A 24,091-nucleotide genomic window follows, 5' to 3' on the forward strand; every position below is an offset into this window, starting at 1 on the left:
CTGGACGTGTCGGTCCAAACCGCTACACCCATCGGCAGCGAACAGGAAGGAGATCCCGATGGCGTTGGCTTTGGGGGTGGATACAGGTGGAACCTATACGGACGCAGTGCTGATCCGGGATGAAAAAGAGGTGATCGCCTCGGCCAAATCCCTGACAACGCGCGCCGATCTGGCCATTGGGGTTGGACAGGCGATCTCGGCAGTGTTGGATCAAGCACAGGTGTCGCCGGAGCAGATCTCAATGGCGTCTTTGTCGACGACATTGGCGACGAATGCCTTGGTCGAAGGGCAGGGTGGTCGAGTCGCACTGATTTACATCGGGTTCAAGGAAACAGACCTTGAGAAACATGGGCTGCGGGATGCGCTGAAGGGTGATCCAGCGCTGGTGATTGGCGGTGGGCATAGCCACGCCGGGGGTGAGGCGGCTCCATTGGATTTCGATGCGCTGGAAGCATTTTTGACGTCGCACAAAGACGTTTCTGGGTTTGCGGTTGCCGCGCAGTTCGCAACGCGGAACCCGGCGCATGAATTGCATGCTGCGCGTGTTATTGCCGAGAAAACCGGGGCACCGGTAACGTGCTCTCATCAGTTGTCGGCCAAATTGAACGGCCCGAAGCGCGCGGTCACGGCGGTTTTGAACGCACGTTTGATTGGCATGATCGACCGTTTGATCGGGCGGGCGCAGGATCGTTTGATTGATCTGGGCATCACCGCACCGATGATGGTTGTGCGCGGCGATGGTGCCCTGATGAGCGCCGAACAAGCGCGGGAACGCCCGATTGAAACGATCCTTAGTGGTCCTGCAGCCTCGATCGTCGGTGCAAGCTGGCTGACAGGGGTTCAAAACGCGCTGGTGTCAGATATTGGCGGTACGACCACCGATGTCGCGCTGATCCGAGACGGCAAACCGGCGATTGACCCAGCGGGCGCGCAGGTCGGCGGGTTTCGTACGATGGTTGAGGCGGTTGCCATGCGCACCCACGGACTGGGTGGAGACAGCCAGGTGCATGTGGTCACCGAAGGGCTGGGTGGCGGTGTGTTTTTGGGGCCGCGACGGGTGCTGCCGGTTTCCCTGATTGCCGCCGAGGCACCTGAGGTCGTTCACGCCGTACTGGATACCCAACTAAGGGCGACGACTGTGGGTGAGCATGACACGCGGTTCGCCCGTCGTGTTCCCGGCATCAACGCCGACGGGTTGGGTGCGCGCGAAGAGTCGCTGTTGGAGAGGCTGGGCGAGAACGTCATGCCCCTAAGCGACCTGCTGCGCACCCGTATGGAAAACGGAGCTTTGTCGCGTCTGGTGGATCGCGGTGTCGTTCAGGTTTCGGGTGTGACGCCATCGGATGCCAGCCATGTTTTGGGCCGATTGGATACCTGGGATGCGGACGCAGCCCACAAGGCGTTGGAGCTGGTTGCGCGCAAGCGGGTGGGGACTGGCGATAGATTGGCCGCCACCCCGGAACAGTTGGCGCAGATGATTGTGGATCAACTGACCGAACAGACATCTTTGACCTTGTTAGAGACCGCTTTCGCAGAAGAATCCGAGAGTTTTTGCCTCTCACCCGCCGACCTTGCTCGGCATGTCCTGATGCAGAAGGGGCTGGCGCGGCATCGCGGTTTGCTGGCACTGGACGCATCGCTGAACGTGGATGTGGTAGGTCTTGGCGCTTCGGCTCCAAGCTATTATCCGGCTGTCGGGGATCGTTTGCATTGCACTATGATCCTGCCGGAACACGCAGGCGTGGCCAACGCGATCGGGGCGGTTGTTGGACGACTTACTCTGCGCCGATCGGGAACGGTGACGTCTCCGTCAGAAGGCCGCTACCGGGTTCACCTGGAAGAAGGGCCCCAGGACTTCACAGAATCCGACAAGGCCTTGGCGTTGCTGGAAACGGTTCTGACGGATCAGGCCGAGGGTGCAGTGCGACAGGCCGGAGCAGCAGATATCCGGGTGGTTGTCGATCGCGACATCCGCACTGCGCGCATCGAAGCGCAGGACGTGTTTGTCGAAGCGATGATCACGGTCGAAGCCAGCGGGCGCCCTAGGATGGCGTCTGGTTAGCCCCCGCTAGGAAGGGGGCCAACCGGTTACTCAGCCGCGCTGCGCTTGGGCAGAACCCAATCGGGGCGCGGGAAGTGGCAGGTATAGCCGTTGGGAATGCGCTCGAGGTAGTCCTGATGCTCGGGCTCAGCCTCCCAAAAATCGCCTACGGGTTCGACCTCGGTGACGACTTTGCCCGGCCAGATGCCGCTGGCATTCACATCGGCAATCGTGTCTTCGGCCAACTGTTTTTGCGCAGAATTTACATAGTAAATGGCCGAGCGATAGCTCATTCCACGGTCGTTGCCCTGACGGTTCACTGTTGTCGGGTCATGGATCTGAAAGAAGAACTCGAGCAGGTCGCGATAGGTGATCCGCGAGGGGTCGAAAATGATTTCGATCCCTTCGGCATGAGTGCCGTGGTTGCGGTAGGTGGCGTTGGGTACGTCGCCGCCGGTATAGCCGACGCGGGTGCCAGACACACCGGGTAGCTTGCGGATCAGGTCCTGCATGCCCCAAAAGCAACCTCCGGCAAGAACAGCGCGTTCAGTGGTCATTGGATGTCCTCCACATGGATCAGGTATTCGCCATACCCTTCGGCCTCCATCTCATCGCGATGAATGAACCGCAATGAGGCAGAGTTGATGCAGTAACGCAGCCCGCCGTGTTCGCGCGGGCCGTCGGGGAACACATGCCCCAGATGACTATCCCCATGTTTCGAGCGGACCTCGGTCCGGATCATGCCAAGCGTGCGATCTTCGATTTCTTCGACATGCTCGTGCACGATGGGTTTGGTAAAGCTGGGCCAACCGCACCCGGATTCGTATTTGTGGGCCGAGGCAAACAGCGGTTCGCCCGAGACGATATCGACGTAGATACCCGGTTCCTTGTTATTCAGCAGTTTTCCGGTGCCGGGGCGTTCTGTACCGCTGCGTTGGGTGACGTGGTATTCTTCGGGTGAGAGAGCGGCAATGGCCTCGGGGTCTTTGGTGTAGCGGGTCATGGCTTCTCCGGTGTTGATGTGACTTGGGCCTTTATTTGGGCATACTGGCGCGGAAATCAAAATCATATTTCAATCGGCTCGCGTTCTCGTGCAGGTGATCCGAATGCCAGACGCGTACGTAATTCACAATAAAGGAGGTGACGCCATGTTCAGACTGCTTCTGTTATCCGTCCTATTGCTGGTTGCCCGCGTGGTTCAAGCAGCACCTTTGACCGGTGAATTTGTCTCGATCGACGGTGGCACTTTGTCCCTTGAGGATTGGCGAGGCAAGCCGGTATTGGTTGTGAACACGGCATCCCATTGCGGGTTCACAGGGCAATACGCTGGCTTGCAAAAGATCCATGACATTTATGCTGATCGAGGTCTCGTGGTTTTGGCCGTCCCTTCGGATTCGTTCAATCAGGAATTAGGCACGGCGGCAGAGGTCAAACAGTTTTGCGAGATGAACTATGGCTTGACCTTGCCCATGACCGACATCACGTCGGTAAAGGGCGTTGCGGCCCATCCGTTCTACCGTGCGGTTGCTCAGCAGACGGGATTCGTACCCAAGTGGAATTTCAACAAGATCCTGATAGATCCAGCGGGTGAAGTGATTGCGACCTATGGGTCGAACGTGAAACCGGATTCACCGAAACTGTTGCGTCAGGTTGAGGCCTTGCTCCGCTGATCGGTTTGCCGGGACAACTGCACCGCAAGAATACCCAGCGTTGTGACACCGACACCTACTGCATCCATGGGCCCAAGTTTTTCGCCCAGGAAAACTGCGGCGACGGCCACACCAAACACCGGGTTCAGAAAGTGAAAAGTCGCGGCCCGGATCGCGCCGATCCTGTTCAACAAATGGAACCAGATCAGTGTCGCCAACAAGCCAGGGAACAGGGTCGTATAAGCAAATGCCAGCATCCACGGTACGTTTGGGTGAATGTAGATCGTCTCAAAAATGGGTGCGGCGAGGAACAGAAGTGCCGCACCCACCAGCATCTGTAGCCCAACCACCATCATAAAATTGCCGCCAGATGTTGCCCCGCGCACAGCCAGAGTTGCAAAGCTGAGCGCCAGCGCACCCAGCCCGCACAGCATGACGCCAAACAGGTCTGCGCCCGCGCCTATCCGGCTGCTCATGATCAATGCCACGCCAGCGAAACCGGCCAGCAGTCCGATCACGCCCAGCGGCCGAAGCTTCTCGTGAAACAGTGTCCAGCTGGCTAATGCCACGATCAGTGGCATTGTCGAGGCAATGATCGCCGCGACCGACGCCTGTACGGTTTGCATCGCGTAGAAGTTCAGACCCAAATAAAGGGCATTTTGGCATATTCCGAACAGAATAGTCGCGTACCATTGCGCGCGCGTCAGCCTCCAGCTTTGGCCCATCGCCCGTGCAATTGCGACCCCCAACAACCCCGATATCAAAAATCGCAGCGCCAGTGAGAAAAGGGGCGAGGCATCGGCAACGATGATCCGCGCCGAGGTAAAGGCTGACGACCAGATAAAGGCAAATGCCAGCCCCATGGCAATGGCGCGCAGATCCATGGTGACCCTTTCCCAAACGCCGCGACTGTTTCGGAAATATCTGAAACGTGCAAGCACCGCGCGTCAAAAAAACCACAGGTCCCGTCTGTTGTGTTCTGTGATAACCCGTTTATTGATTGATCAGTCAATTAAGGGTATGTGGCCGGCACTCTGACAAACCAAGGGAGGAATGTTGGTGCTTTTGGAGTATATTCTGTCTTTCGGCGTCCTGCTGGCACTGGGCCTGGTCGCTTTCTTCGTCGTGAAATGGTGGAACCTGCGCTGTGTGGGCGTCACGCCAGTGCATCTGTTCACCTTCATCGCGATCCTGTTCACATCCGGTCTGGATGTCGGCCTGATCATGTTCCCGCTGACCGAGTTTGGCGGCTATGCCGAGGAACCCGCCTATGCCTTCGCAAACCCGCTGGCCATCGAGTTCGGCTTCTGGGGTTTCCTAATCTGGGCCTTCTACTTCCTGACAGCGTTCTATTTCTGCGTCATCGAACCCCGCGTGAAGTTCTTTGAGATCCCGCTGGTCAAGCTGATAAACAACGTGGTCATCATTGGCACCTGCGCCTTCACCGCCAGCCTGTTCCTGATCTACCTGCCCGGCTATCTGCCCGAGGTCGGAGATGGCGAATCCGTGGTCACCACTTTCTATGTCATCGTATTTGTTGTCATTTTGGCGGCGGCTTATTCGTCAACCGACCTGAAATACGTCCGTATCCTGTCTGTAGGTTCGACTATCCTGTTCCTCACGCTGATCCTCGGAATGTGGATTGCCGCGGGCATGGGCATGACCGGTATTGTTGAAACCGGCAGCAATATCGGTGCCTATTTCGCCAATCTGCACAAGTTTGTGTTGCCGTTGACTGATTATCACGCCTTCTACCTGTTCTGGTGGTTTGCGTGGTCGATCATGATTGGCCAGTTCACCTCGCGCTTTGTTGGTGGGCTGAAAACCTGGCAATTGCTGGCGGCGCTGCTGATCTTCCCGTCGATCCCGTTGGCGATCTGGTTCACCGTTCTCTACTACTATCACCTGAACGGTATCAGCACTGCGGGCATCACCAACATCGCGATGGTGATCGTGGGCGTGACCTTTGTGATCAACTCGCTGGACTCCCTGATCCGCCTCTATACCGACAACCTGAACCTGACTGTCGAGCGGTTCGGCAAGGCGATCTACGTCGCAGGCAACGTCGCTTTGTTGTTTGTCCTCACCCTGCTGTTCCAAAGCCAGTGGCTGCAGATCCAGTGGATCGGAGCCGTGGTCGTCGGTCTGTACTTGGCCTGCGTGGTCTATATTCTGATCACCAAGCGCAAAGAGGTGCTGAGCATCGATTCAATGCCGGAAGATCGTGATCTGGACTTCCATAAGGTTGAGACTGTTCACTAAGCCAAAACCTGAATTTCGACAGGCGGCGGATGCGCCGCTAAAAATCAAACCCCGCAGAATGCTCTGTGGGGTTTTTTTTCGTGTCAGAGCGAGACAATGAATGAAATTCAGATAATGTAATGGAAGTAGTTCATTTTTTTGAATCCGAATTCCATTCCAACCGTACTGTCTGAAGGAACTTCACTATGAAAGATATCGGTCGCCGGAGATTCGTGGGTGCTGGAATTGCTTCTGCTGCAACTTTGACGCCCTTGCAGCATGTTTTGGCGGAAACCGGATCATTGCAGGATATCGGCGGATCGATAGTCTCGCTGCCTCAGGCAACGATCTACACTGCGCGAGAAATCATCACGCTGGATGATGCGCGCCCTACGGCCGAAGCGGTTGCTGTTGTCGGTGACAGAATTCTTTGGGCGGGAACACTGGAAGATGTACAGCGCGTATTAGGCGACCAGCCTTACGAAATTGATACGACGTTCGCTGATAACGTGATCGTTCCTGGGTTTATTGCACAACATGACCATCCGGTGCTTGCTGCCCTAACAATGTCGTCAGAAATCCTCGCAATTGAGGATTGGGTTTTGCCGAGCGGAACAGTGCCGCGTGTCACGGACAAACAAGAATTCATGGAGCGTCTTGCCAAAGCGGAATCTGAAAAGTCGGATCCAGACGAACCTTTGCTTAGCTGGGGGTATCATCCGGCATTTTACGGCCCGTTGACGCGTTCTGACCTCGATGCAATCAGCGAAACACGTCCTATTCTTGTTTGGGCGCGCTCATGTCACGAGATGGTACTGAACTCGGCGGCAATGGAACGTGGCGGTGTCACCCGGGACAAGTTTGAAACTTTCAGCCCGTCAGCAAAAGAGCAAAGCAGTTTTGAAGAGGCGCGGTTTTGGGAACAGGGTCTGTTCGCAGTTTTACCTAACATCGCGAATATGGTCGCAACCCCTGAACGCCTGCGATCCGGTCTGGAAATCACGCGCGACTATATGCACGCCAAAGGCATTACCTTCGGCAACGAGCCGGGCGGGATTCTTTCTAAACCGGTTCAGGACGGCGTTAACGAAGTCTTCTCGAACCCGGACATGCCATTTCGCTGGTCATTTATCGTGGATGCAAAGTCGATGGTCGCGACCTATTCGGATGATGCGCAAGTCATTGCTGAAACCGAAAAGCTGGCCTCTTGGTATGGTGGCATGACAAGTCTTGCGCCAAAGCAGGCAAAGCTTTTTGCAGATGGCGCAATTTATTCGCTGCTGATGCAGGTTCGTGATCCTTATCTTGATGGCCATGACGGTGAGTGGATGATGGACCACGATTTGTTTGAACGTGCGTTCCGCATTTACTGGGACGCGGGCTATCAGATTCATATTCACGTCAATGGTGATGCCGGACTTGATCGGGTTCTTGATACGCTCGAATCGAATCTACGCCGGAACCCAAGATATGATCACCGCACCGTATTAGTGCATTTTGCTGTCAGCGCTTCGGATCAGGTCGAACGGATCAGAGCGCTGGGAGCCATCGTCAGCGGGAATCCATATTACGTTACCGCGCCGGCGGATCAGTACTCAAAAGTTGGTCTTGGCCCGGAACGAGCGGATTCGATGGTTCGCTTAGGCGACTTATCACTCACCGGAATTCCATGGTCGTTGCATTCCGACATGCCGATGGCACCTGCTGACCCGCTTTTTCTGATGTGGTGTGCTGTCAATCGAGAAACCACGTCCGGTCGCATCGCTGGCGCGGATCAGAGGGTGCCCGCTGAAATGGCGCTTCGCGGAGTTACAATCGAGGCGGCTTACGCCCTCAGGCTGAGTGATGAGATCGGAAGTATCGAACCAGGCAAAAGGGCTAACCTGACTGTACTCGATGAAAATCCCCTCAGTGTGGACCCGGCGATGATCCGCGACATTAATGTTTGGGGAACCGTTATGGAGGGGCGTGTTCTTCCGGTTGGTGAGCGAACGCAAAAAGCCTCACTTACGCCGACGCTGGCTCCGAATTCTCTAGCTGATGAAGAGGTCAACCGAGCAATGCTGAACCATGCGCTCAAGGTTGTTCATACCCATCTGTGAAAGTGGGCATACTGGTGCTCTGATTAAGTCAATTGAGATCAGGCAAAGAAAAAGGGCCCCCAAGCGGCGGCCCTCAATCGTTTGCAGTGAAAGCTGAGGTCAGCCGTTCACGCTGTCCTTCAGAGCTTTCGCAATGGTCATTTTGACCACTTTGTCCGCTTCTTTCTTGAACTGCTCGCCGGTGGCGGGGTTGCGCACCATGCGCTCGGGGCGCTCGCGGCAGTAGATTTTGCCAACGCCAGGCAGGGTCACTGCGCCGCCGGCTGAAACTTCGCGGGTGATCAGGCCGGTCATGGCCTCCAACGCTGCGTTTGCAGCTTTCTTGTCGGTTCCCATTTCCTCAGCGAGAGCAGCCACCAGCTGAGTCTTTGTCATAGGCTTTGCCATTTCTTGGTCTCCTTAACGTGCCCGATACATAGGGCCTCACCGCGTAACTGTAACGGGATATTGTGGTCGAACACAACGAATAGTAGCGTTGAAAACCCTAAAAATATGGGGAAATCGTTGCTTTTTTGCGTCAGAGAAAGGCTGTTTCGTCGAAAGAACGCAATTTCCGGCTGTGCAGACGCTCTAACGGCATGCCGCGCAGATGTTCCATCGCCCGAATTCCGATAGCAAGATGGCGACTGACCTGGGTGGTATAAAAGGCAGATGCCATGCCCGGAAGCTTTAATTCGCCGTGCAGCGGTTTGTCAGAAACACACAACAACGTGCCGTAGGGAACCCGAAACCGATAGCCATTTGCAGCGATGGTTGCGCTTTCCATATCCAGTGCAATGGCGCGGGATTGGCTGAGCCTTTGCACAGGGCCGGATTGGTCGCGCAGTTCCCAGTTGCGGTTGTCGACCGAGGCGACGGTGCCTGTGCGCATGATCCGCTTAAGCTCGTATCCTTCCAACTCGGTAACCTCGGCCACGGCGCTTTCCAGCGCGACCTGAACCTCGGCCAGCGGCGGGATCGGAACCCAGACCGGCAGGTCATCGTCCAGCACCTTGTCTTCACGCAGGTAGGCGTGGGCCAGAACGAAATCCCCCAGCGCCTGCGTGTTACGCAGCCCGGCACAGTGGCCGACCATCAGCCAGGCGTGGGGCCGCAGAACGGCGATATGGTCAGTGGCCGTTTTAGCGTTCGAAGGCCCAACGCCGATATTGACCAGCGTGATCCCGGACCCGTCCTCGCGTTTCAGGTGATAGGTTGGCATTTGCGGCAGCTTCAGCGGTTGGGCCAACTCTTCCTCGGAGCCCTTGATCTCGACATTCCCGGTCGAAACGAAGCTGGTGTAACCGCTGTCCGGATCGGCCAATTGCGCACGCGCGTAATTCTCGAATTCAGAGACGTAGAACTGGTAGTTCGTGAACAGGACATGGTTCTGGAAATGGCTGGGATCCGTCGCGGTATAATGCGCAAGCCGGGCCAGCGAATAGTCGACGCGTTGGGCAGTAAACAAGGCTAGCGGACCGGCATCATCTTCGTGGTCGTACACCCCGTTGACGATATCATCGTTGGTCGTGGTCAGGTCGGGAACGTCAAAGACATCGCGCAACGTGAACCCGGCCGCGCCCTGTTGCGGAACGTGCAGATCGGGATTGTTGGCAACCGCGAAATGCACCGGGATTGGTGTGTCGGACGGCCCAATCGTAACCGGCTGGTCGTGGTTCTTGATCAGCAACGCGATCTGCTGGGTCAAATAAGACCGAAACAAATCCGGCCGTGTAACGGTCGTGGCATGAATGCCGGGTTCTGAGACGTGGCCAAAACTCAGGCGGCTGTCGACATGCGCATAGGACGACGTTCTGATGCGAATTTCCGGGTAATAGGCTCTGAACCGCGCCGTTGGTGTGCCGTGCTCAATGGCTGCCGAGAAACTGTCGCACAGAAAGCGGGTTGCTTGTTCATAGAGCGCTTCCAACCGAGCGACCGCTGCCTTGGGGTCGGTGAATTGTTCCGGTTTAGGTGCGTCGGGTGTTTTTATTATTGTCATGCAAGTGGTTCCAGAAGGTCAATCTTTTCAAAAGTGCGCACATCCACCAGACCCAGGTCAGAAATCCGGAGTTCCGGAATCACGACCAGCGCCAACAATGAGTGCTGCATATATGCGTTGTTGAGGGTGCAGCCGCAGGCCACCATCGCGGCAACCATGTCGTCGGCCTTGGTAGCAACCTGTGATGCAGGGCTGTCAGACATCAGGCCCGCAATGGGCAATTCGACCAGCGCCAGTTCTTCTCCATCGCGGAAGATGGTGATGCCGCCACCCACCTCGGCCAGCCGATTTGCCGCCAGTGCCATCTGTTCGCGGTCCGTGCCGACTACGATCATGTGATGACTGTCATGTGCCACGGTCGAGGCCATGGCCATTTTGCCCTGATATCCGAATCCGGAAACGAAAGCGTTCGTCACGCCGCCCGTCGCCTGGTGCCGTTCAACCAGCGCGATCTGGCAGACATCGTCGTCGCCCTCGACCAATCCTTCGATGATCGGCAGTTCAGCTTTCAGAGCTTTGGTCGGAGCCTGGTTTTCCACCACGCCGATCACGTTGGCCTGCACGCGGTTTGCCCCTGCAGGCGCTTGGATTTCGAAATCGGCAGCGGTCAGCGTATGCCCCAGATGCACGGTGTTCCGGGCGGTATCAGGCCAGTTGAGGTGCGGGCAATCCACGGTGATTTTGCCGCTGTCGGCGACGATCTGACCGCGCGCAATCACGGTGTCGATGGGTAGTTCTTTCAGGTCCGAGCTAAGGATAATATCCGCGCGCCGCCCCGGTGTGATCGAGCCGATCTCACGTTCCAGCCCGAAATGGGTCGCCGTGTTGATCGTCGCCATTTGCAGGGCAATCAGCGGATCACATCCGCAAGCGATGGCGTGCCGAACCACGCGATTCATATGGCCGTCATTAACCAGCGTGCCTGAGTGGCAATCGTCGGTGCACAGGATAAAGTTGCGCGGGTCCAACCCTTTTTTCGTGACCGCAGTGATCTGGCTTTCCACGTCATACCAGGCCGAGCCCAGCCGCATCATCGACCGCATCCCCTGCCGAACACGTGCGATCGCGTCTGCCTCGCAGGTACCTTCGTGATCATCCGCCGGACCCCCAGCAACATAGGCGGCAAAATCAGGCCCTAAATCAGGCGAAGCGTAGTGTCCTCCTACGGTTTTCCCGGCGCGTTGCGTTGCGGCGATTTCCGCTAGCATCTTTGGGTCGCCATTGATGACACCGGGAAAGTTCATCATCTCGCCTAAGCCGATGATGCCGGGCCAGTTCATCGCTTCGGCCACGTCTTCGGCGGTGATTTCGTACCCCGTCGTTTCTAGTCCCGGCGCAGATGGGGCGCAGGACGGCATCTGGGTAAAGATGTTCACCGGTTGCATCATCGCCTCGTCATGCATCATGCGCACGCCGTCCAGGCCAAGGACATTTGCAATCTCATGCGGGTCGGTGAACATGCTGGTGGTTCCATGCGGAATGACAGCGCGGGCAAATTCAGCCGGGGTTAGCATGCCCGATTCGATATGCATATGCGCATCACACAGGCCAGGGATCATATAACGCCCGGTGGCTTCGATGACCTGAGTCTCTGGGCCGGTGCAATGTGATGCATCGGGTCCGACGTAAGCGATGCGCCCATCAGCGATCGCAATGTCATGGTTCGGAAGGATTTCGCGGCTGTGCACATTTACCCAGATTCCGCCGCGAATGACCGAATCTGCAGCTTCACGACCTGCGGCTACGGCAATCAGACGGGGGGCGACATCGGGCCAACTAGGGAAGGGTGTGTGTTCCATGGCCCAACTTTCCCGAATGCGCAGGAAGGTTCAACCCCTTGTGAACAGGTATCATCAAACCGTCACGCAGCGCGTCAGCGCTGCAGTGTCCAACCAGAAGAGACGCCCGGCAGGGCATCGATGATGGGCGGGAGCAAGCCTCGGTTATTTCTGTGTATCATGCTCCAGCTCGCGGCGAACCCAATTGGCAAACGTTATAGCACCGGGGCTTTCTTCGGCGCGCGGTGACAGAAGCAGATAATAGGCTTCAGGCATGGGTGCGCGATGGGCGAACGGGGCTACTAAACGACCTTGCGCAATCAGGTCACTGGCAATTGTGTCATGCGCCAGACACAGCCCTCCGCCAGCCATGGCTACGGACAGGCTGACCAAGTAGGTGGTCGAATAAGTAATTGCAGGATTTTCCCAATTTAGACCCTGTTCCTCGGTCCACCCCAGCCAATTCGACAGAAGGTTTGAGCAGTCAAAAAGCGGGTGCTGTTGCAGGTTGTCCAACGTCACGTGATAGCCCGGCGCACAGACTGGATAATAATGATCCGTTCTCAGCAATTCGGTCCTAACCGTATCTGACGGCCGTAGTGAATAACGGATTTCCACGGCGGCCCCTTCGGCCATTTCGCGCGGCTCCCAAAGCTCAGTAAAGATATTCAGTTGCACCTCGGGATGCTGTACCCGAAATTTCGGCAGTCTGGGCGCCAACCAATTCACGGCAAAGGTGATGTTGCTTTGAACCTGAACCGCGTTCTGCTGGGCGCCGGTCACGGCCTGAGTTCCACGTACCAGTGTCCGAAATGCCTCGCGCACCACCGGAAGATACGTGATGCCCGCTTCGGTCAGTTCCAACGCACGTGGTCGACGCAAAAACAAAGGCTGGCCAAGGTACCCTTCCAAGGACTTGATCTGCTGGCTGACCGCGCTTTGCGTCATGTTCAGATCCCGGGCTGCGCCGGTAAAGGACAAGTGCCGCGCCGCTGCCTCAAACGTGCGGAGCCAACCCAGCGGAGGAAGTGGTTTTTGCATGCGTATAACCTTGCCATTAGTTCAGCTAATGGAATAGTTGCGTTTTTTTCGTTGGTCAATTTTTGACGCTACAGGCACGATTTCCGAAAGTTCTCAGCTATCCGCAAAGGAGCCCGGAATGACTGTTACAAACCTGCGCGCCAATATCGACCACTGGGCCGAACGAGTTGATCTGGCTGCAACCTTTCGCTGGGTCGAGCGATTGAACATGCACGAAGGCGTTGCCAATCATTTCAGCCTTGCGGTGAACCCGGAAGGTACGCAATTTTTGATGAACCCGAACCAGATGCACTTTGCACGGGTCAAAGCGTCAAATCTGCTGTTTCTGGACGCAAATGATGCCGATGTGATGAACCAACCCGGTGCCCCGGATCCGACGGCTTGGGGTCTGCACGGATCAATCCACCGCCACTGTCCGCATGCGCGCTGTGTGATGCACGTGCATTCGATCTTTGCGACGGTCCTGGCATCTTTGGCGGATAGCACCTTGCCGCCGATCGATCAAAATACGGCCACGTTCTACGACCGATACGTCGTGGATGAAGAGTTCGGAGGCCTCGCCTTTGAAAGCGAAGGTGAACGCTGCGCGTCGATGCTGTCGGACCCCAAGAAAAAGGTCATGATCATGGGCAATCACGGTGTCCTTGTGATCGGCAGTGATCCGGCAGATGCCTTTAATAGACTCTATTATTTTGAACGCGCAGCGGAAACCTACATCCGCGCGCTGCAGACGGGACAACGATTGCGCGTGCTGTCGGAAGAGGTTGCCGAGAAGACCGCGCAAGAGTTGGAAGACTATCCTGATCAGGCCGAAGCACATCTCCGGGAGATCAAAGCCTTGCTGGATGACGAAGGCTCGGACTACGCCACCTGACCACTTCAACTGGGTAACCGCCATGACCGACACGACTCAGAACCCCGAATCCGCCCGTTGGCACTATCACCCCGACGGCCCGGTAAGTTTAAACCCTTTGTTTAAGTGGCCGCCGCGCCCAGCTGAAGTGCTGAAATGGTACAGCGGGGCGTGGCTGCAGATCACGGCATTAACCTTGTGCCTTGCGCTGGCGGTTACCGCCTATGCTTTCTTTTTTCCGCCTTTGGAAAGTATGCAAAGCTTTGCCCCGGGTTGGATGTTTCGCATTTGGCTGCTGAACATGGTGCCCCAAATACTCGTCGCAGGTGGGCTGCACTGGTGGCTGTACATGCGAAAAGGGCAAGGCATGTACAAAAAGTTCGACCGCCGCGACCTGACCCGCAACAATGGTACGTTCACATTCCGCAATCAGGTTCTGGACAATATCTGGTGGACGCTGGGCAGTGCGATGACCGTCGCGACCGTTTATCAGTGGATCATCTACTGGGCGATGGCCAACGGCTATGTGCCAACCATCACATGGTCCGGCGCGCCGGTCTGGTTCGTTGTGTGGATGGTGTTTATCCCGATGTGGTCAGGTCTGCACTTTTACTGGGTGCACCGGCTGGAACATCACCCGAAGCTCTACAAATACGTGCATGCTGTGCATCATCGTAACGTGAACATTGGGCCTTGGTCGGGAATCTCGAACCACTGGTACGAGAACTTGCTGTACTTCACGACCTATTTCATCCACCTGATCGTTCCGTCGCACCCGTTGCATGTGCTGTTCCACGCCTCCTTCCAGCAGATCAGCCCTGTGTTGTCTCATTCCGGGTTTGAAAAACTAAAGGCCGGAGACACGGATGCCGCCCGTGCCGGTGATTTCTTTCACCAGCTTCACCACCGGTATTTTGAATGCAACTACGGCACCTCTGAAATTCCGTTCGACAAGTGGTTTGGCACATATCATGACGGATCGGCCGAGGCGACGACCCGGACAAGGGCCTACAAGAAACAGATGTATACCTAGCTGGCCCGAAGCGCGCGCGGCGTGACCCCGAATTCGGCTTTGAAGGCACGGGTCAGGGCGCTGGGGTCGTCATAGCCCGCGCGCAGGGCAACCTCACCGATGCTCAGGTCGGTTTCTGCCACCAGTTTGCGCGCAAGGTTCAGGCGCAGGCGGCGGTAAACCTGCGCGGGACCCGCGCCCAGCTCGGACTGCATGCGGACGGACAAGGCTTTCTGCGATCGGCCAACCCGGCTTGCGATTTCGGACACTGGCAAGGGGATCTCAAGGTGTTCCTGCATCAAGGCCAGCGCCTTGTTCACGTAACCGCTGGTCGCGCCGGCACCGCCCGCATGCGAGCGCGCTGAATCGCGGGTCATGAACAGTTGCGACACTTCCAGCGCCAGGGCCTGTCCCTGATCCCGTGCAATCAGATGAAGCACCAGATCAAAGGCCGCCATGGCCCCGGAACAGGTGATGCGATTGCGGTCGATGACATAGCGCTCGCGGTGGGCTTCGACATCGGGGAACCTTTCTGTAAATCCGGTCAGCTCTTCCCAGTGTATCGTGGCGCGATGCCCGTCCAGCAGCCCTGCCTGAGCCAAAAGCCAGCTGCCAGTGTCGAGGCCCGCCAGCACTTTGAACCGCTGATCCGCAGAACGCAGGCCTGAAAGGGTGCGCCACCCGCCATGCGCGCGGAATCCATAAGATGGCATGACCATCAGCATGTCCCCACTGGCGATCTGGAGTGGGCGATGCGGCGCGACCTGCAGCCCGGATGAGGATGTCACCGGACCACCCTCCAACGCAAGGAACTGCCAATCGTACAAATTGCGTCCGGCCAGAGTGTTTGCAGCGCGCAGCGGCTCGACCGTGTTGGCCAGGCAATGGTTCGAGAATCCGTCGAACAGAAGAACCCCGATTTGCTGCGGTGCAGAGGGTGATTTAGTCCATTCTTGCATGGTAAACTTCTATTTCTGCACGTTTCAAATGGCAAGCCGCGTCAGAATATGCCGCAACGCCAGATGTGGAGACGCCCGATGCAATATGGATTGTCCGACGAACAAGAGATGATCGTCTCTACCGTTCGCAGCTTTGTGGAAAACGAAATCTACCCGCATGAGGCGCTGGTCGAGCGCACCGGCGAAGTCCCGGAGGAGATCGCGGATGAGATCAAGCGCAAGACGATTGAGCTTGGTTTTTATGCCTGTAATTTTCCCGAAAGCGTCGGTTGTGCAGGGTTGAACCATCTGGAGTTCGCGCTGGTCGAGCGTGAGCTGGGCCGCGGATCCATGGCGCTGAACCACTTCTTCGGGCGTCCTCAGAACATCCTGATGGCGTGTGAGGGCGAGCAGGTCGAACGATACCTGATGCCCGCCGTTCGCGGTGAAAGGATGGACGCGCTGGCGATGACCGAACCCGGTGCCGGGTCAGACGTTCGTGGAATGAAGTGCGCCGCGGTGCGGGATGGCGGTGACTGGGTGGTCAATGGCACCAAGCACTTCATCTCGGGCGCGGAGCACGCGGATTTCATCATCGTTTTCATCGCGACCGGAGAGGACCAGACGCCTAAAGGTCCGAAAAAGCGGATAACGGCGTTCCTGGTGGATCGCGGAACGCCCGGTTTCACCATCCGGGACGGGTACAAGTCGGTTAGCCATCGCGGTTACAAGAACATGGTTCTTGATTTCGATGATTGCCGTCTGCCGGACGCCCAGGTTCTAGGTGAGGTTGATGGCGGATTTGAAGTGATGAACACCTGGCTCTATGCGACCCGTATCACGGTTGCCGCCATGTCCGTAGGTCGGGCGCGCCGGGCTTTCGACTATGCGTTGGACTATTCCGCCACGCGCGAACAGTTCGGCCAGAAGATCGGCAAGTTTCAGGGCGTGTCCTTCCAAATCGCGGATATGATCACCGAGATTGACGCGGCGGACTTGTTGACGCTGGCCGCAGCCGACCGCCTGGACAAAGGCCTGCCCGCAAATCGCGAAATTGCCTCGGCCAAGCTCTATGCCTCGGAAATGCTCGCGCGCGTCACCGATGCCGCCATCCAAATTCACGGCGGCATGGGTCTGATGGACGATTACCCGCTTGAGCGGTTCTGGCGCGATGCGCGGGTCGAACGTATCTGGGACGGAACCAGCGAAATTCAGCGCCACATTATTAGTCGCGATCTTCTGAGGGCACTCGGTGCGTGATGGTGGGGGCTGCCTGATGTCTTCCCTTTCACGCGTTTTGCACCCCACATCCATCGCTGTGATTGGCGGCGGCGCCTGGTGCGTCTCAGTGATCGAACAGGCCCGGAAATTCGGGTTTCAGGGCGACATCTGGCCGGTCCACCCAAAAGCCGGTCAAATCGCGGGTCTGAGTGCCTTTGCACGCCTTGAGGACCTTCCAGCGGCCCCCGACGTAGCCTTTGTTGGCATCAACCGTCATGCAACGATCGAGACGATCGCGATCCTTTCGGCCATGGGGGCAGGGGGCGCAGTGTGTTTTGCCTCGGGATTTACCGAAGCGCATGCCGAGGACGACCAGGGTGCAGAATTGCAGGTCCGTTTGGTGCAGGCCGCAGGCGAGATGCCGATCCTGGGGCCAAACTGTTATGGCTTCGTCAACGGGCTGGACCGCGCCGCTGTTTGGCCCGATCAGCACGGCATGCGACCGGTAGGTCGCGGTGTGGCGATCCTGACGCAAAGTTCGAACATAGCGATCAATATGACGATGCAGCGCCGGGCCTTGCCACTGGCCTTTATGCTGACCAGTGGGAACCAGGCGCAAACCCATCAGGCCGACATCGCCTCGGCCCTATTGGATGATGACCGGATCACAGCGATTGGCGTCCATATCGAGGGGTTCGGTGACCTGCGTAAATGGGAGGCGCTGGCCAAAAAGGCGCGGGATCGTGACGTGCCGATTGTTGCGCTGAAAGTGGGCCGGTCCGCCCATGCACAGGCGGCGACGATTTCTCACACGGCATCATTGGCCGGAGGCGACGCGGGCGCGCAGGCATTTCTGGATCGGCTCGGGATCGCGCGTTTGGATGACATTCCCAGTTTCCTGGAATGTCTCAAGCTGCTGCACGTGACCGGGCGGTTGGATACGAACGGTTTGGGATCGATCAGTTGTTCGGGTGGTGAGGCAAGTCTGGCTGCCGACATGGCCGAGGGGCGCGACCTGCACTTCCCGCCGTTGTCGCAAGCACAAAAAGCTGACCTGCGCGATGCCTTGGGGCCGATGGTGGCCCTGGCGAACCCACTGGATTATCACACCTATATCTGGCGGGATACGCAGGCCATGACACGGGCGTGGTCCGCAATGATGAGCCCTGAACAGGCCCTGACTATGGCTATTCTCGACTATCCGCACACGGATGCGACCGATTGGGAATGCGCCACGCAGGCTTCGTTGAATTGCGTTGCTCAGACGGGGCGTCCCTTTGCAGTAACAGCGACTCTGCCGGAGCTTTTACCCGAAGACGTTGCGCAGCGATTACTCGATGGCGGTGTTGTCCCGTTTGCCGGGTTGCACGAAGCGCTTGCGGCAATTGAGGCAGCCGCGCGACCGCAAGCAACGGAGGCCGAACCGGTTCTGCTGCCCTCGGATACCGTTGCGGATCATGTTCTGACCGAAGCAGAAGCCAAGCAGGCGCTGACGGAATTCGGTGTTTGTGTACCGCACAACGTTGTGGTGACGCCGGATCTGGCGAAACAAGCCTCTGCCGCGCTGACTGGTCCTTTTGCGATCAAGGGTGTCGGGTTGGCGCATAAGTCTGAACATGCGGCCGTGCGCCTAGAGGTTCACGCTGATGCCGTGGCTGAAGTCGCGGCGGAAATCGGAACCGAAGAGGTCCTTATTGAGGAAATGGCCGTCGGTGGCGTGGCTGAATTGTTGGTCGGCGTGACCCGAGATCCGGCCCACGGGTTCGTTCTGACGCTGGGTGCAGGGGGTGTGTTGACTGAAGTCCTGCGCGACACGGTTTCCCTTTTGATCCCTTCCTCTCGCACCGCGGTGAAAGAGGCGCTGGGTAATTTGAACTGCGCCCCTTTGCTGGCGGGATATCGCGGCAAACCAGCGGCAGAGATTGAGGCCATCCTTGACGCGGTCGATGCGGTGCAGGCCTACGTTATTGCCAACGCAACCCATGTCAGCGAAGTTGAAATAAACCCACTGATCTGCACACCGGACCGTGCCATAGCGGTGGATGCTCTGATCCGAAAGGCAAGTATATGAACCCGGTCAAAACCAAGCGCGATGGCGCAATTCTGGAAGTCACTTTGGACCGTCCCAAAGCGAACGCGATTGATTTGGCGACCAGCCGTGTCATGGGCGAAGTGTTTCGTGATTTCCGTGATGATCCCGATCTGCGCGTCGCCATCCTGACCGGTGGCGGCGAGAAGTTCTTTTGCCCCGGTTGGGACCTAAAAGCAGCCGCTGACGGGGATGCCGTGGACGGAGATTATGGCGTTGGTGGCTTTGGCGGGTTGCAGGAACTGCGGAACATGAACAAGCCCGTCATCGCCGCCGTCAACGGGATAGCCTGCGGCGGCGGGCTGGAATTGGCCCTGAGCGCCGACATGATTCTTGCCGCGGACCACGCCAGTTTCGCGCTGCCTGAAATCCGGTCCGGCACAGTGGCCGATGCCGCCAGTGTCAAACTGCCAAAACGTATTCCGTATCACGTGGCGATGGAACTGCTGCTGACTGGGCGCTGGTTCGACCCGCATGAAGCGAAGAACTGGGGGTTGGTGAACGAAATCGTTCCAGGTGATCAGTTGATGGATCGGGCATGGGAACTGGCGCGCCTTTTGGCCAGCGGCCCGCCCTTGGTTTATGCCGCGATCAAGGAAATCGTACGCGATGCCGAAGATTCCAAATTTCAGGATGCCATGAACCGGATCACCGGGCGGCAATTGCCGACGGTTGATACCCTCTATGGCTCTGAAGACAATCTGGAAGGCGCCCACGCTTTTGCTGAAAAGCGTGATCCTGTGTGGAAGGGGCGGTAAGTCGGCCTAAGCGCGTTCGAACAGGGCTATCAGCGCTGTGTCATCCTTGTTGGGGCCAGATGCAAGATCGCCATAGATGCGAACTTCGGGCAGGGTCAGGTTTCGAATCTGGCCTTGCGCTAACCGGTGCAGGGCTTCGGCAAATCCCAGCTTTTCATAATGTTGGGCATTGATCGACAGCGCGAATTGTGCACCGGGGCGGGCCACACGCAGCAGTGCAGTCAAAGCTTCTGGCCCGAGGTGGCCATGGGTGAACGAACCGGATGAAACGATCCCGGAGTAACTTTCGCGCGGCACTGGGATGCCTTCGTTCAGATCGGCCTCAATGGCGTCGCGGTAGATATCCTTGCGCATGGCCTGATCCAGCATCTCGGCGCTGATATCGGTGGCATCTATCGGTCCCACACCTAGCCGGGCCAGAACCGCGCCGCACAGGCCAGTGCCTGCACCTACATCAAGCACAGGCCCTTGCCCGCCGGCGCCGACAAAGGCGCGGGCGGTATGGATGTGCAGCTGATAGTCCTCGCGCGTGGCAAAGCCTTCGTCGTAATCCCCGGCCCATTCAGCATAGAGACGCTTGTGGTCTTCCGGGGAATCCAGCGCGTAGGCGGCATGCAGGTCTGGTGTTTTGTCACTCATACCCAAAAGAAAGGCGCATTGGGGGATTCGAATCAAGTATCCTTGGCAGAGTTCTTGCATCTGGCGAAATTGCGGATCATCTAAGAGCGTATGACAGGCACACTATTTTCCTTCGGTCACGGGTACTCGGCACAGGCCTTGTCCCGTCAGTTGCAACCCCATGGTTGGCGTATCTTCGGCACGACGCGTGATCCGGCCCAATCGCAGGTGGTCAAGGCGTCCGGCGCAGAGCCGGTGATTTGGCCGGGGCAAGTGCCACAGCTGGATGGGGTGACGCATCTTTTGATCTCGGCCGCGCCAAACGCGGACGGAGATCCGGTTCTGGCTGCATTGGCGGATGAGATTGCGGAACGGGCGGCGCAATTCAAATGGGTTGGCTATCTGTCGACCACGGCCGTGTATGGCGATCATCAGGGCAACTGGGTCGACGAGGCCACCCCTGCGACGCCAACGGCGCAGCGCGGCAAATGGCGGGTGCAGGCGGAAGAGCAGTGGCAGAACATCCCCGGCTTGCCGACACACATTTTTCGCCTTGCAGGCATCTATGGTCCCGGTCGCGGGCCGTTTTCCAAGCTCAAGCGTGTGGGTATGCGACGTATCATCAAGCCCGAGCAGGTCTTTTCCCGAATTCATGTCGCCGACATTGCCCAGGTTCTTGCCGCGTCCATGTCCGCGCCTAATCCGGGGGCGATTTACAACGTATGTGATGATGAACCCGTTCCACCGCAGGATGTCATCGCCTATGCGGCCGAATTGCAGGGATTGCCATTGCCGCCCGAAGTACCGTTCGACGAGGCCGACATGACCCCCATGGCGCGCAGTTTTTACAATGAGAACAAGCGGGTCAGGAACGATCGGATCAAGGATGAGCTGGGTGTAAACCTAATGTATCCGAACTATCGGGTCGGATTGAGGTCGCTGATGACCGATGACTGAGCTATCGGCCTGATTTCCGGCGATGCGCACTGGGTGCTTAGTGATAGTTTTTGGTTATCAGAACCATCCATAAAGAAAACTTATTTGCATGGTTCGAATTTGCTAGGTCTGGCGGCGACAAGACAAGAGTCGCCGATACCTTTGACAGAATGCGCGCAATCCAAGCCGCGCATCTAAAAGAGGTAAAGGTGTCATCTATATATGTTCTTGATCGCCCGCGTTTCTCACCGCGCGAACGAGCCGGATTTTAGCCAGGATTGGAGATCGACATGGACGGAAGTGATAACCCCAAAACGGGCGGATGCCCTGTAATGCACGGCGCAGGAACCCGGTCGAACCGGGATTGGTGGCCGAACCAGCTGAACCTTTCGATCCTACATCAGAACGCGCCCGCGTCGAACCCGCTGGGGCCTGATTTCGACTACGCTGAAGAATTCAAGAAGCTGGACATGAAGGCGCTGAAAGAAGACCTGTACGCGCTGATGACCGATTCTCAGGATTGGTGGCCTGCCGACTATGGTCATTACGGCGGTCTGTTCATCCGGATGGCCTGGCACAGCGCCGGTACATATCGCACGGCGGATGGCCGTGGCGGTGCCTCGACCGGGAACCAGCGCTTTGCGCCACTGAACAGCTGGCCGGATAACGGCAACCTTGATAAGGCGCGCCGTCTGCTGTGGCCGATCAAGCAGAAATACGGCAACCAGATTTCCTGGGCCGACCTGATGATCCTTGCCGGCAATTGCGCCATTGAATCCATGGGCGGCAAAACATTTGGCTTTGCTGGTGGTCGCGCAGATATCTGGGCGCCAGAAGAAGACATCTATTGGGGTTCCGAAACTGAGTGGCTTGCCCCCACCGACAACCCGCACAGCCGGTACACTGGTGAGCGCGACATGGAAAATCCACTGGCCGCCGTTCAGATGGGCCTGATCTATGTGAACCCCGAGGGCCCGGATGGTGAACCAAACGTGCTGGCCTCGGGCCGTGATATCCGTGACACCTTTGGCCGGATGGCGATGAATGACGAAGAAACCGTCGCATTGGTTGCTGGTGGCCACACCTTTGGTAAGGCGCACGGCGCGGGCGATCCTGATCTGGTCGGCCCCGAACCCGAAGCGGCCCCGATCGAAGAGATGGGCCTTGGCTGGATCAACAAGTTCGGCTCGGGCGTGGGTGACGATACCACGACCTCGGGTATCGAGGGCGCATGGACCGCAAACCCGATCAAATGGGACAACGGCTATTTCGATCTGCTGTTCGGATACGAGTGGAATCTGACTAAAAGCCCCTCGGGTGCATGGATTTGGGAACCAATCGGCGTCAAAGAAGAAGACATGGCCCCGGCGGCCGGTGATCCGACCAAGAAGGTCAAGACCATGATGACCACCGCCGACATGGCGATGCGCATGGATCCGATCTATGGCCCGATCTCGAAACGCTTCCACGAGAACCCGGAAGAGTTCGCAGATGCTTTCGCACGCGCCTGGTTCAAACTGACCCACCGCGACATGGGTCCGCGTTCGAACTATATCGGTTCGGAAGCCCCGACCGAAGAGTTGATCTGGCAGGACAACGTGCCTGCGGTGGATCACGACCTGGTTGATGATGCCGATGTAGCGGATTTGAAAGCCAAGATCGCTGCATCCGGTCTGTCGGTGTCCGAGCTGATCTCGACCGCATGGGCCTCGGCCTCGACCTTCCGTGGGTCGGACAAGCGGGGCGGTGCCAACGGCGCCCGTATCCGTCTTGCGCCTCAGAAGGATTGGGACGTCAACGAGCCAATGAAACTGTCCAAGGCGCTGGATGCGCTGACAGGCGTTCAAGAGGCGTTCAACGGCGCGCAGTCAGGCAACAAGAAAGTGTCGCTGGCCGACCTGATCGTTCTGGCCGGTGCCGTCGGCATCGAGCAGGCTGCCAAAGCTGGCGGTCAGGATGTTGAGGTTCCGTTCACCCCGGGCCGCACCGATGCATCGCAAGAGCAGACCGATGTGGACAGCGTCGCAGTCCTGGAGCCTGCAGCAGACGGATTCCGCAACTACCAAAAGGCCGAATACACCGTTTCTCCCGAGGAGTTGCTGGTCGACCGTGCACAATTGTTAACCTTGTCCGCACCAGAGATGACGGCACTTGTCGGTGGCCTACGTGTTCTGGGCGCCAACTTCGGTGACGCCAAGCATGGGGTGTTCACGGATCGTGTGGGTGTACTCAGCAATGACTTTTTCACCAACATTTTGGACATGGGCACCGAATGGAAACCTGCCGGCAAGGGCGTCTATGAAGGTCGTGACCGCGCCAGCGGTGAGGTCAAATGGACCGGTACACGCGTCGATCTGGTCTTCGGTTCCAACTCGCAACTGCGGGCGCTCGCCGAGGTCTACGGTCAGACGGGTGCCGAGGGTAAATTTGTCTGCGACTTTGTCTCGGCCTGGAACAAGGTGATGAACGCGGATCGTTTTGATCTGAAGTAAATCGACGATCATCGCAGAGATAGCGCCGCCCGAGGGGACTCGGGCGGCGTTTTCTTTGGGTCGGATCCCGCAGGCATACCAACCATTGGGTACGATTCCGCCTAAAGCTCTGACAAACCCCCGCATCACGCAGCGCCCGATCGAGTTTCTTACCCAAATTATTAAGCTAACTTATTGTTTTCATTAATATGGGCGAGTTTCAGCAGAGAAATGTGAAGTTTTTTCAAAATGGGGGTTGCAGGTCCCAGACCTAATCCGTAAATACCCCTTCACCGGCGCTGCTGAGGCGGCGCTGACGGGTCGGAGAGACGGCCGGACGCATCGGAGAGACGGTGGAGACG

The 24,091-nt window shown here is 57.5% G+C and carries 20 protein-coding genes; 11 read left to right on the forward strand and 9 right to left on the reverse strand.

Annotation, left to right across the window (positions count from 1 at the left end; genetic code table 11):
• Positions 1-58: 58 nt before the first annotated feature.
• Positions 59-2,062 (forward strand): hydantoinase/oxoprolinase family protein, encoded by a 2,004-nt coding sequence (locus AC2FD9_RS22290; protein ID WP_496838859.1) that lies wholly within the window; start codon positions 59-61, stop codon positions 2,060-2,062.
• A 26-nt stretch (positions 2,063-2,088) separates the two neighbouring features.
• Here the strand turns inward: AC2FD9_RS22290 and msrA are convergent, their stop codons facing one another.
• On the reverse strand, positions 2,089-2,598 hold the full coding sequence (gene msrA / locus AC2FD9_RS22295; RefSeq protein ID WP_496838637.1) for a peptide-methionine (S)-S-oxide reductase MsrA: 510 nt from the start codon (positions 2,596-2,598) through the stop codon (positions 2,089-2,091).
• Positions 2,595-3,044: a peptide-methionine (R)-S-oxide reductase MsrB gene (msrB, locus tag AC2FD9_RS22300; RefSeq protein WP_058279328.1), complete on the reverse strand. Its 450-nt coding sequence runs from the start codon at positions 3,042-3,044 to the stop codon at positions 2,595-2,597. The genes msrA and msrB overlap by 4 nt, the downstream gene beginning before the upstream one ends.
• Before the next feature lie 145 nt (positions 3,045-3,189).
• On the opposite strand from msrB, the gene AC2FD9_RS22305 reads away from it, so the two are divergent.
• On the forward strand, positions 3,190-3,711 hold the full coding sequence (locus tag AC2FD9_RS22305; RefSeq protein ID WP_496699971.1) for a glutathione peroxidase: 522 nt from the start codon (positions 3,190-3,192) through the stop codon (positions 3,709-3,711).
• On the opposite strand, the gene AC2FD9_RS22310 is transcribed toward AC2FD9_RS22305, so the two are convergent.
• Complete coding sequence (locus AC2FD9_RS22310; protein ID WP_496699972.1) at positions 3,687-4,574, reverse strand: DMT family transporter; 888 nt, start codon at positions 4,572-4,574, stop codon at positions 3,687-3,689. The two genes, AC2FD9_RS22305 and AC2FD9_RS22310, sit on opposite strands and share 25 nt — an antisense overlap.
• Before the next feature lie 169 nt (positions 4,575-4,743).
• On the opposite strand from AC2FD9_RS22310, the gene AC2FD9_RS22315 reads away from it, so the two are divergent.
• Positions 4,744-5,952: a BCCT family transporter gene (locus AC2FD9_RS22315; RefSeq protein WP_496699973.1), complete on the forward strand. Its 1,209-nt coding sequence runs from the start codon at positions 4,744-4,746 to the stop codon at positions 5,950-5,952.
• A gap of 185 nt (positions 5,953-6,137) precedes the next feature.
• Positions 6,138-8,033, forward strand: a complete 1,896-nt coding sequence (locus tag AC2FD9_RS22320) for an amidohydrolase (RefSeq protein ID WP_496838860.1) — start codon at positions 6,138-6,140, stop codon at positions 8,031-8,033.
• A 99-nt stretch (positions 8,034-8,132) separates the two neighbouring features.
• Here the strand turns inward: AC2FD9_RS22320 and AC2FD9_RS22325 are convergent, their stop codons facing one another.
• The 4 genes from AC2FD9_RS22325 to AC2FD9_RS22340 all read right to left on the reverse strand — a co-directional run bounded on the left by AC2FD9_RS22325 (position 8,133) and on the right by AC2FD9_RS22340 (position 12,833).
• Positions 8,133-8,420, reverse strand: a complete 288-nt coding sequence (locus AC2FD9_RS22325; RefSeq protein ID WP_039533371.1) for an HU family DNA-binding protein — start codon at positions 8,418-8,420, stop codon at positions 8,133-8,135.
• Between the two features lie 130 nt (positions 8,421-8,550).
• Positions 8,551-10,014: an AMP nucleosidase gene (locus AC2FD9_RS22330; RefSeq protein ID WP_496838861.1), complete on the reverse strand. Its 1,464-nt coding sequence runs from the start codon at positions 10,012-10,014 to the stop codon at positions 8,551-8,553.
• Complete coding sequence (gene ade / locus AC2FD9_RS22335; protein WP_496838862.1) at positions 10,011-11,813, reverse strand: adenine deaminase; 1,803 nt, start codon at positions 11,811-11,813, stop codon at positions 10,011-10,013. Before ade ends, AC2FD9_RS22330 begins: the two co-directional genes overlap by 4 nt.
• 144 nt (positions 11,814-11,957) lie before the next feature.
• Positions 11,958-12,833, reverse strand: coding sequence for a LysR family transcriptional regulator (locus tag AC2FD9_RS22340; protein ID WP_496838863.1), 876 nt, complete (start codon positions 12,831-12,833; stop codon positions 11,958-11,960).
• 118 nt (positions 12,834-12,951) lie between these two features.
• Between AC2FD9_RS22340 and AC2FD9_RS22345 the strand changes: the two genes are divergently transcribed.
• Positions 12,952-13,707, forward strand: coding sequence for a class II aldolase and adducin N-terminal domain-containing protein (locus tag AC2FD9_RS22345; protein ID WP_282154113.1), 756 nt, complete (start codon positions 12,952-12,954; stop codon positions 13,705-13,707).
• A 22-nt stretch (positions 13,708-13,729) separates the two neighbouring features.
• Complete coding sequence (locus tag AC2FD9_RS22350) at positions 13,730-14,719, forward strand: sterol desaturase family protein (protein ID WP_108860643.1); 990 nt, start codon at positions 13,730-13,732, stop codon at positions 14,717-14,719.
• Here AC2FD9_RS22350 and AC2FD9_RS22355 read toward each other — a convergent pair.
• Positions 14,716-15,657, reverse strand: a complete 942-nt coding sequence (locus AC2FD9_RS22355) for a GlxA family transcriptional regulator (RefSeq protein WP_282154114.1) — start codon at positions 15,655-15,657, stop codon at positions 14,716-14,718. The two genes, AC2FD9_RS22350 and AC2FD9_RS22355, sit on opposite strands and share 4 nt — an antisense overlap.
• Positions 15,658-15,735: 78 nt before the next feature.
• Here AC2FD9_RS22355 and AC2FD9_RS22360 point away from each other — a divergent pair, with 78 nt between their 5' ends.
• The 3 genes from AC2FD9_RS22360 to AC2FD9_RS22370 are packed head-to-tail and all read left to right on the forward strand — an operon-like array spanning position 15,736 to position 19,704.
• Complete coding sequence (locus AC2FD9_RS22360) at positions 15,736-16,896, forward strand: acyl-CoA dehydrogenase family protein (protein ID WP_109313076.1); 1,161 nt, start codon at positions 15,736-15,738, stop codon at positions 16,894-16,896.
• 16 nt (positions 16,897-16,912) lie between these two features.
• A complete protein-coding gene (locus AC2FD9_RS22365; protein ID WP_496838864.1) occupies positions 16,913-18,928 on the forward strand; it encodes an acetate--CoA ligase family protein in 2,016 nt (671 codons plus the stop codon).
• Entirely contained in the window at positions 18,925-19,704 is a 780-nt protein-coding gene (locus tag AC2FD9_RS22370; protein WP_496838865.1) for a carnitinyl-CoA dehydratase, read from the forward strand. The genes AC2FD9_RS22365 and AC2FD9_RS22370 overlap by 4 nt, the downstream gene beginning before the upstream one ends.
• A 6-nt stretch (positions 19,705-19,710) precedes the next feature.
• Here the strand turns inward: AC2FD9_RS22370 and AC2FD9_RS22375 are convergent, their stop codons facing one another.
• Complete coding sequence (locus AC2FD9_RS22375) at positions 19,711-20,343, reverse strand: class I SAM-dependent DNA methyltransferase (protein WP_282154117.1); 633 nt, start codon at positions 20,341-20,343, stop codon at positions 19,711-19,713.
• Between the two features lie 90 nt (positions 20,344-20,433).
• Here AC2FD9_RS22375 and AC2FD9_RS22380 point away from each other — a divergent pair, with 90 nt between their 5' ends.
• Both AC2FD9_RS22380 and katG read left to right on the forward strand, forming a co-directional pair.
• Entirely contained in the window at positions 20,434-21,279 is an 846-nt protein-coding gene (locus AC2FD9_RS22380; protein ID WP_282154118.1) for an SDR family oxidoreductase, read from the forward strand.
• 269 nt (positions 21,280-21,548) lie between these two features.
• Positions 21,549-23,750 carry a catalase/peroxidase HPI gene (gene katG, locus AC2FD9_RS22385; protein ID WP_496838866.1) on the forward strand — a complete coding sequence of 734 codons (2,202 nt, stop codon included), beginning with the start codon at positions 21,549-21,551 and terminating at the stop codon, positions 23,748-23,750.
• Positions 23,751-24,091 lie beyond the last annotated feature (341 nt).

This window comes from Ruegeria sp. YTSC230 (assembly GCF_059609665.1).

What these genes read in the sequence shown, in the direction of transcription:
- katG (WP_496838866.1), top strand. Translation starts at nt 21,549, where the DNA reads ATGGACGGAAGTGATAACCCCAAAACGGGCGGATGCCCTGTAATGCAC.
- AC2FD9_RS22315 (WP_496699973.1), top strand. Translation starts at nt 4,744, where the DNA reads ATGTTGGTGCTTTTGGAGTATATTCTGTCTTTCGGCGTCCTGCTGGCA.
- AC2FD9_RS22370 (WP_496838865.1), top strand. Translation starts at nt 18,925, where the DNA reads ATGAACCCGGTCAAAACCAAGCGCGATGGCGCAATTCTGGAAGTCACT.
- AC2FD9_RS22305 (WP_496699971.1), top strand. Translation starts at nt 3,190, where the DNA reads ATGTTCAGACTGCTTCTGTTATCCGTCCTATTGCTGGTTGCCCGCGTG.
- ade (WP_496838862.1), bottom strand. Translation starts at nt 11,813, where the DNA reads ATGGAACACACACCCTTCCCTAGTTGGCCCGATGTCGCCCCCCGTCTG.
- AC2FD9_RS22325 (WP_039533371.1), bottom strand. Translation starts at nt 8,420, where the DNA reads ATGGCAAAGCCTATGACAAAGACTCAGCTGGTGGCTGCTCTCGCTGAG.
- msrA (WP_496838637.1), bottom strand. Translation starts at nt 2,598, where the DNA reads ATGACCACTGAACGCGCTGTTCTTGCCGGAGGTTGCTTTTGGGGCATG.
- AC2FD9_RS22345 (WP_282154113.1), top strand. Translation starts at nt 12,952, where the DNA reads ATGACTGTTACAAACCTGCGCGCCAATATCGACCACTGGGCCGAACGA.
- msrB (WP_058279328.1), bottom strand. Translation starts at nt 3,044, where the DNA reads ATGACCCGCTACACCAAAGACCCCGAGGCCATTGCCGCTCTCTCACCC.
- AC2FD9_RS22355 (WP_282154114.1), bottom strand. Translation starts at nt 15,657, where the DNA reads ATGCAAGAATGGACTAAATCACCCTCTGCACCGCAGCAAATCGGGGTT.
- AC2FD9_RS22320 (WP_496838860.1), top strand. Translation starts at nt 6,138, where the DNA reads ATGAAAGATATCGGTCGCCGGAGATTCGTGGGTGCTGGAATTGCTTCT.
- AC2FD9_RS22350 (WP_108860643.1), top strand. Translation starts at nt 13,730, where the DNA reads ATGACCGACACGACTCAGAACCCCGAATCCGCCCGTTGGCACTATCAC.
- AC2FD9_RS22380 (WP_282154118.1), top strand. Translation starts at nt 20,434, where the DNA reads ATGACAGGCACACTATTTTCCTTCGGTCACGGGTACTCGGCACAGGCC.
- AC2FD9_RS22330 (WP_496838861.1), bottom strand. Translation starts at nt 10,014, where the DNA reads ATGACAATAATAAAAACACCCGACGCACCTAAACCGGAACAATTCACC.
- AC2FD9_RS22340 (WP_496838863.1), bottom strand. Translation starts at nt 12,833, where the DNA reads ATGCAAAAACCACTTCCTCCGCTGGGTTGGCTCCGCACGTTTGAGGCA.
- AC2FD9_RS22365 (WP_496838864.1), top strand. Translation starts at nt 16,913, where the DNA reads ATGTCTTCCCTTTCACGCGTTTTGCACCCCACATCCATCGCTGTGATT.
- AC2FD9_RS22290 (WP_496838859.1), top strand. Translation starts at nt 59, where the DNA reads ATGGCGTTGGCTTTGGGGGTGGATACAGGTGGAACCTATACGGACGCA.
- AC2FD9_RS22375 (WP_282154117.1), bottom strand. Translation starts at nt 20,343, where the DNA reads ATGAGTGACAAAACACCAGACCTGCATGCCGCCTACGCGCTGGATTCC.
- AC2FD9_RS22310 (WP_496699972.1), bottom strand. Translation starts at nt 4,574, where the DNA reads ATGGATCTGCGCGCCATTGCCATGGGGCTGGCATTTGCCTTTATCTGG.
- AC2FD9_RS22360 (WP_109313076.1), top strand. Translation starts at nt 15,736, where the DNA reads ATGCAATATGGATTGTCCGACGAACAAGAGATGATCGTCTCTACCGTT.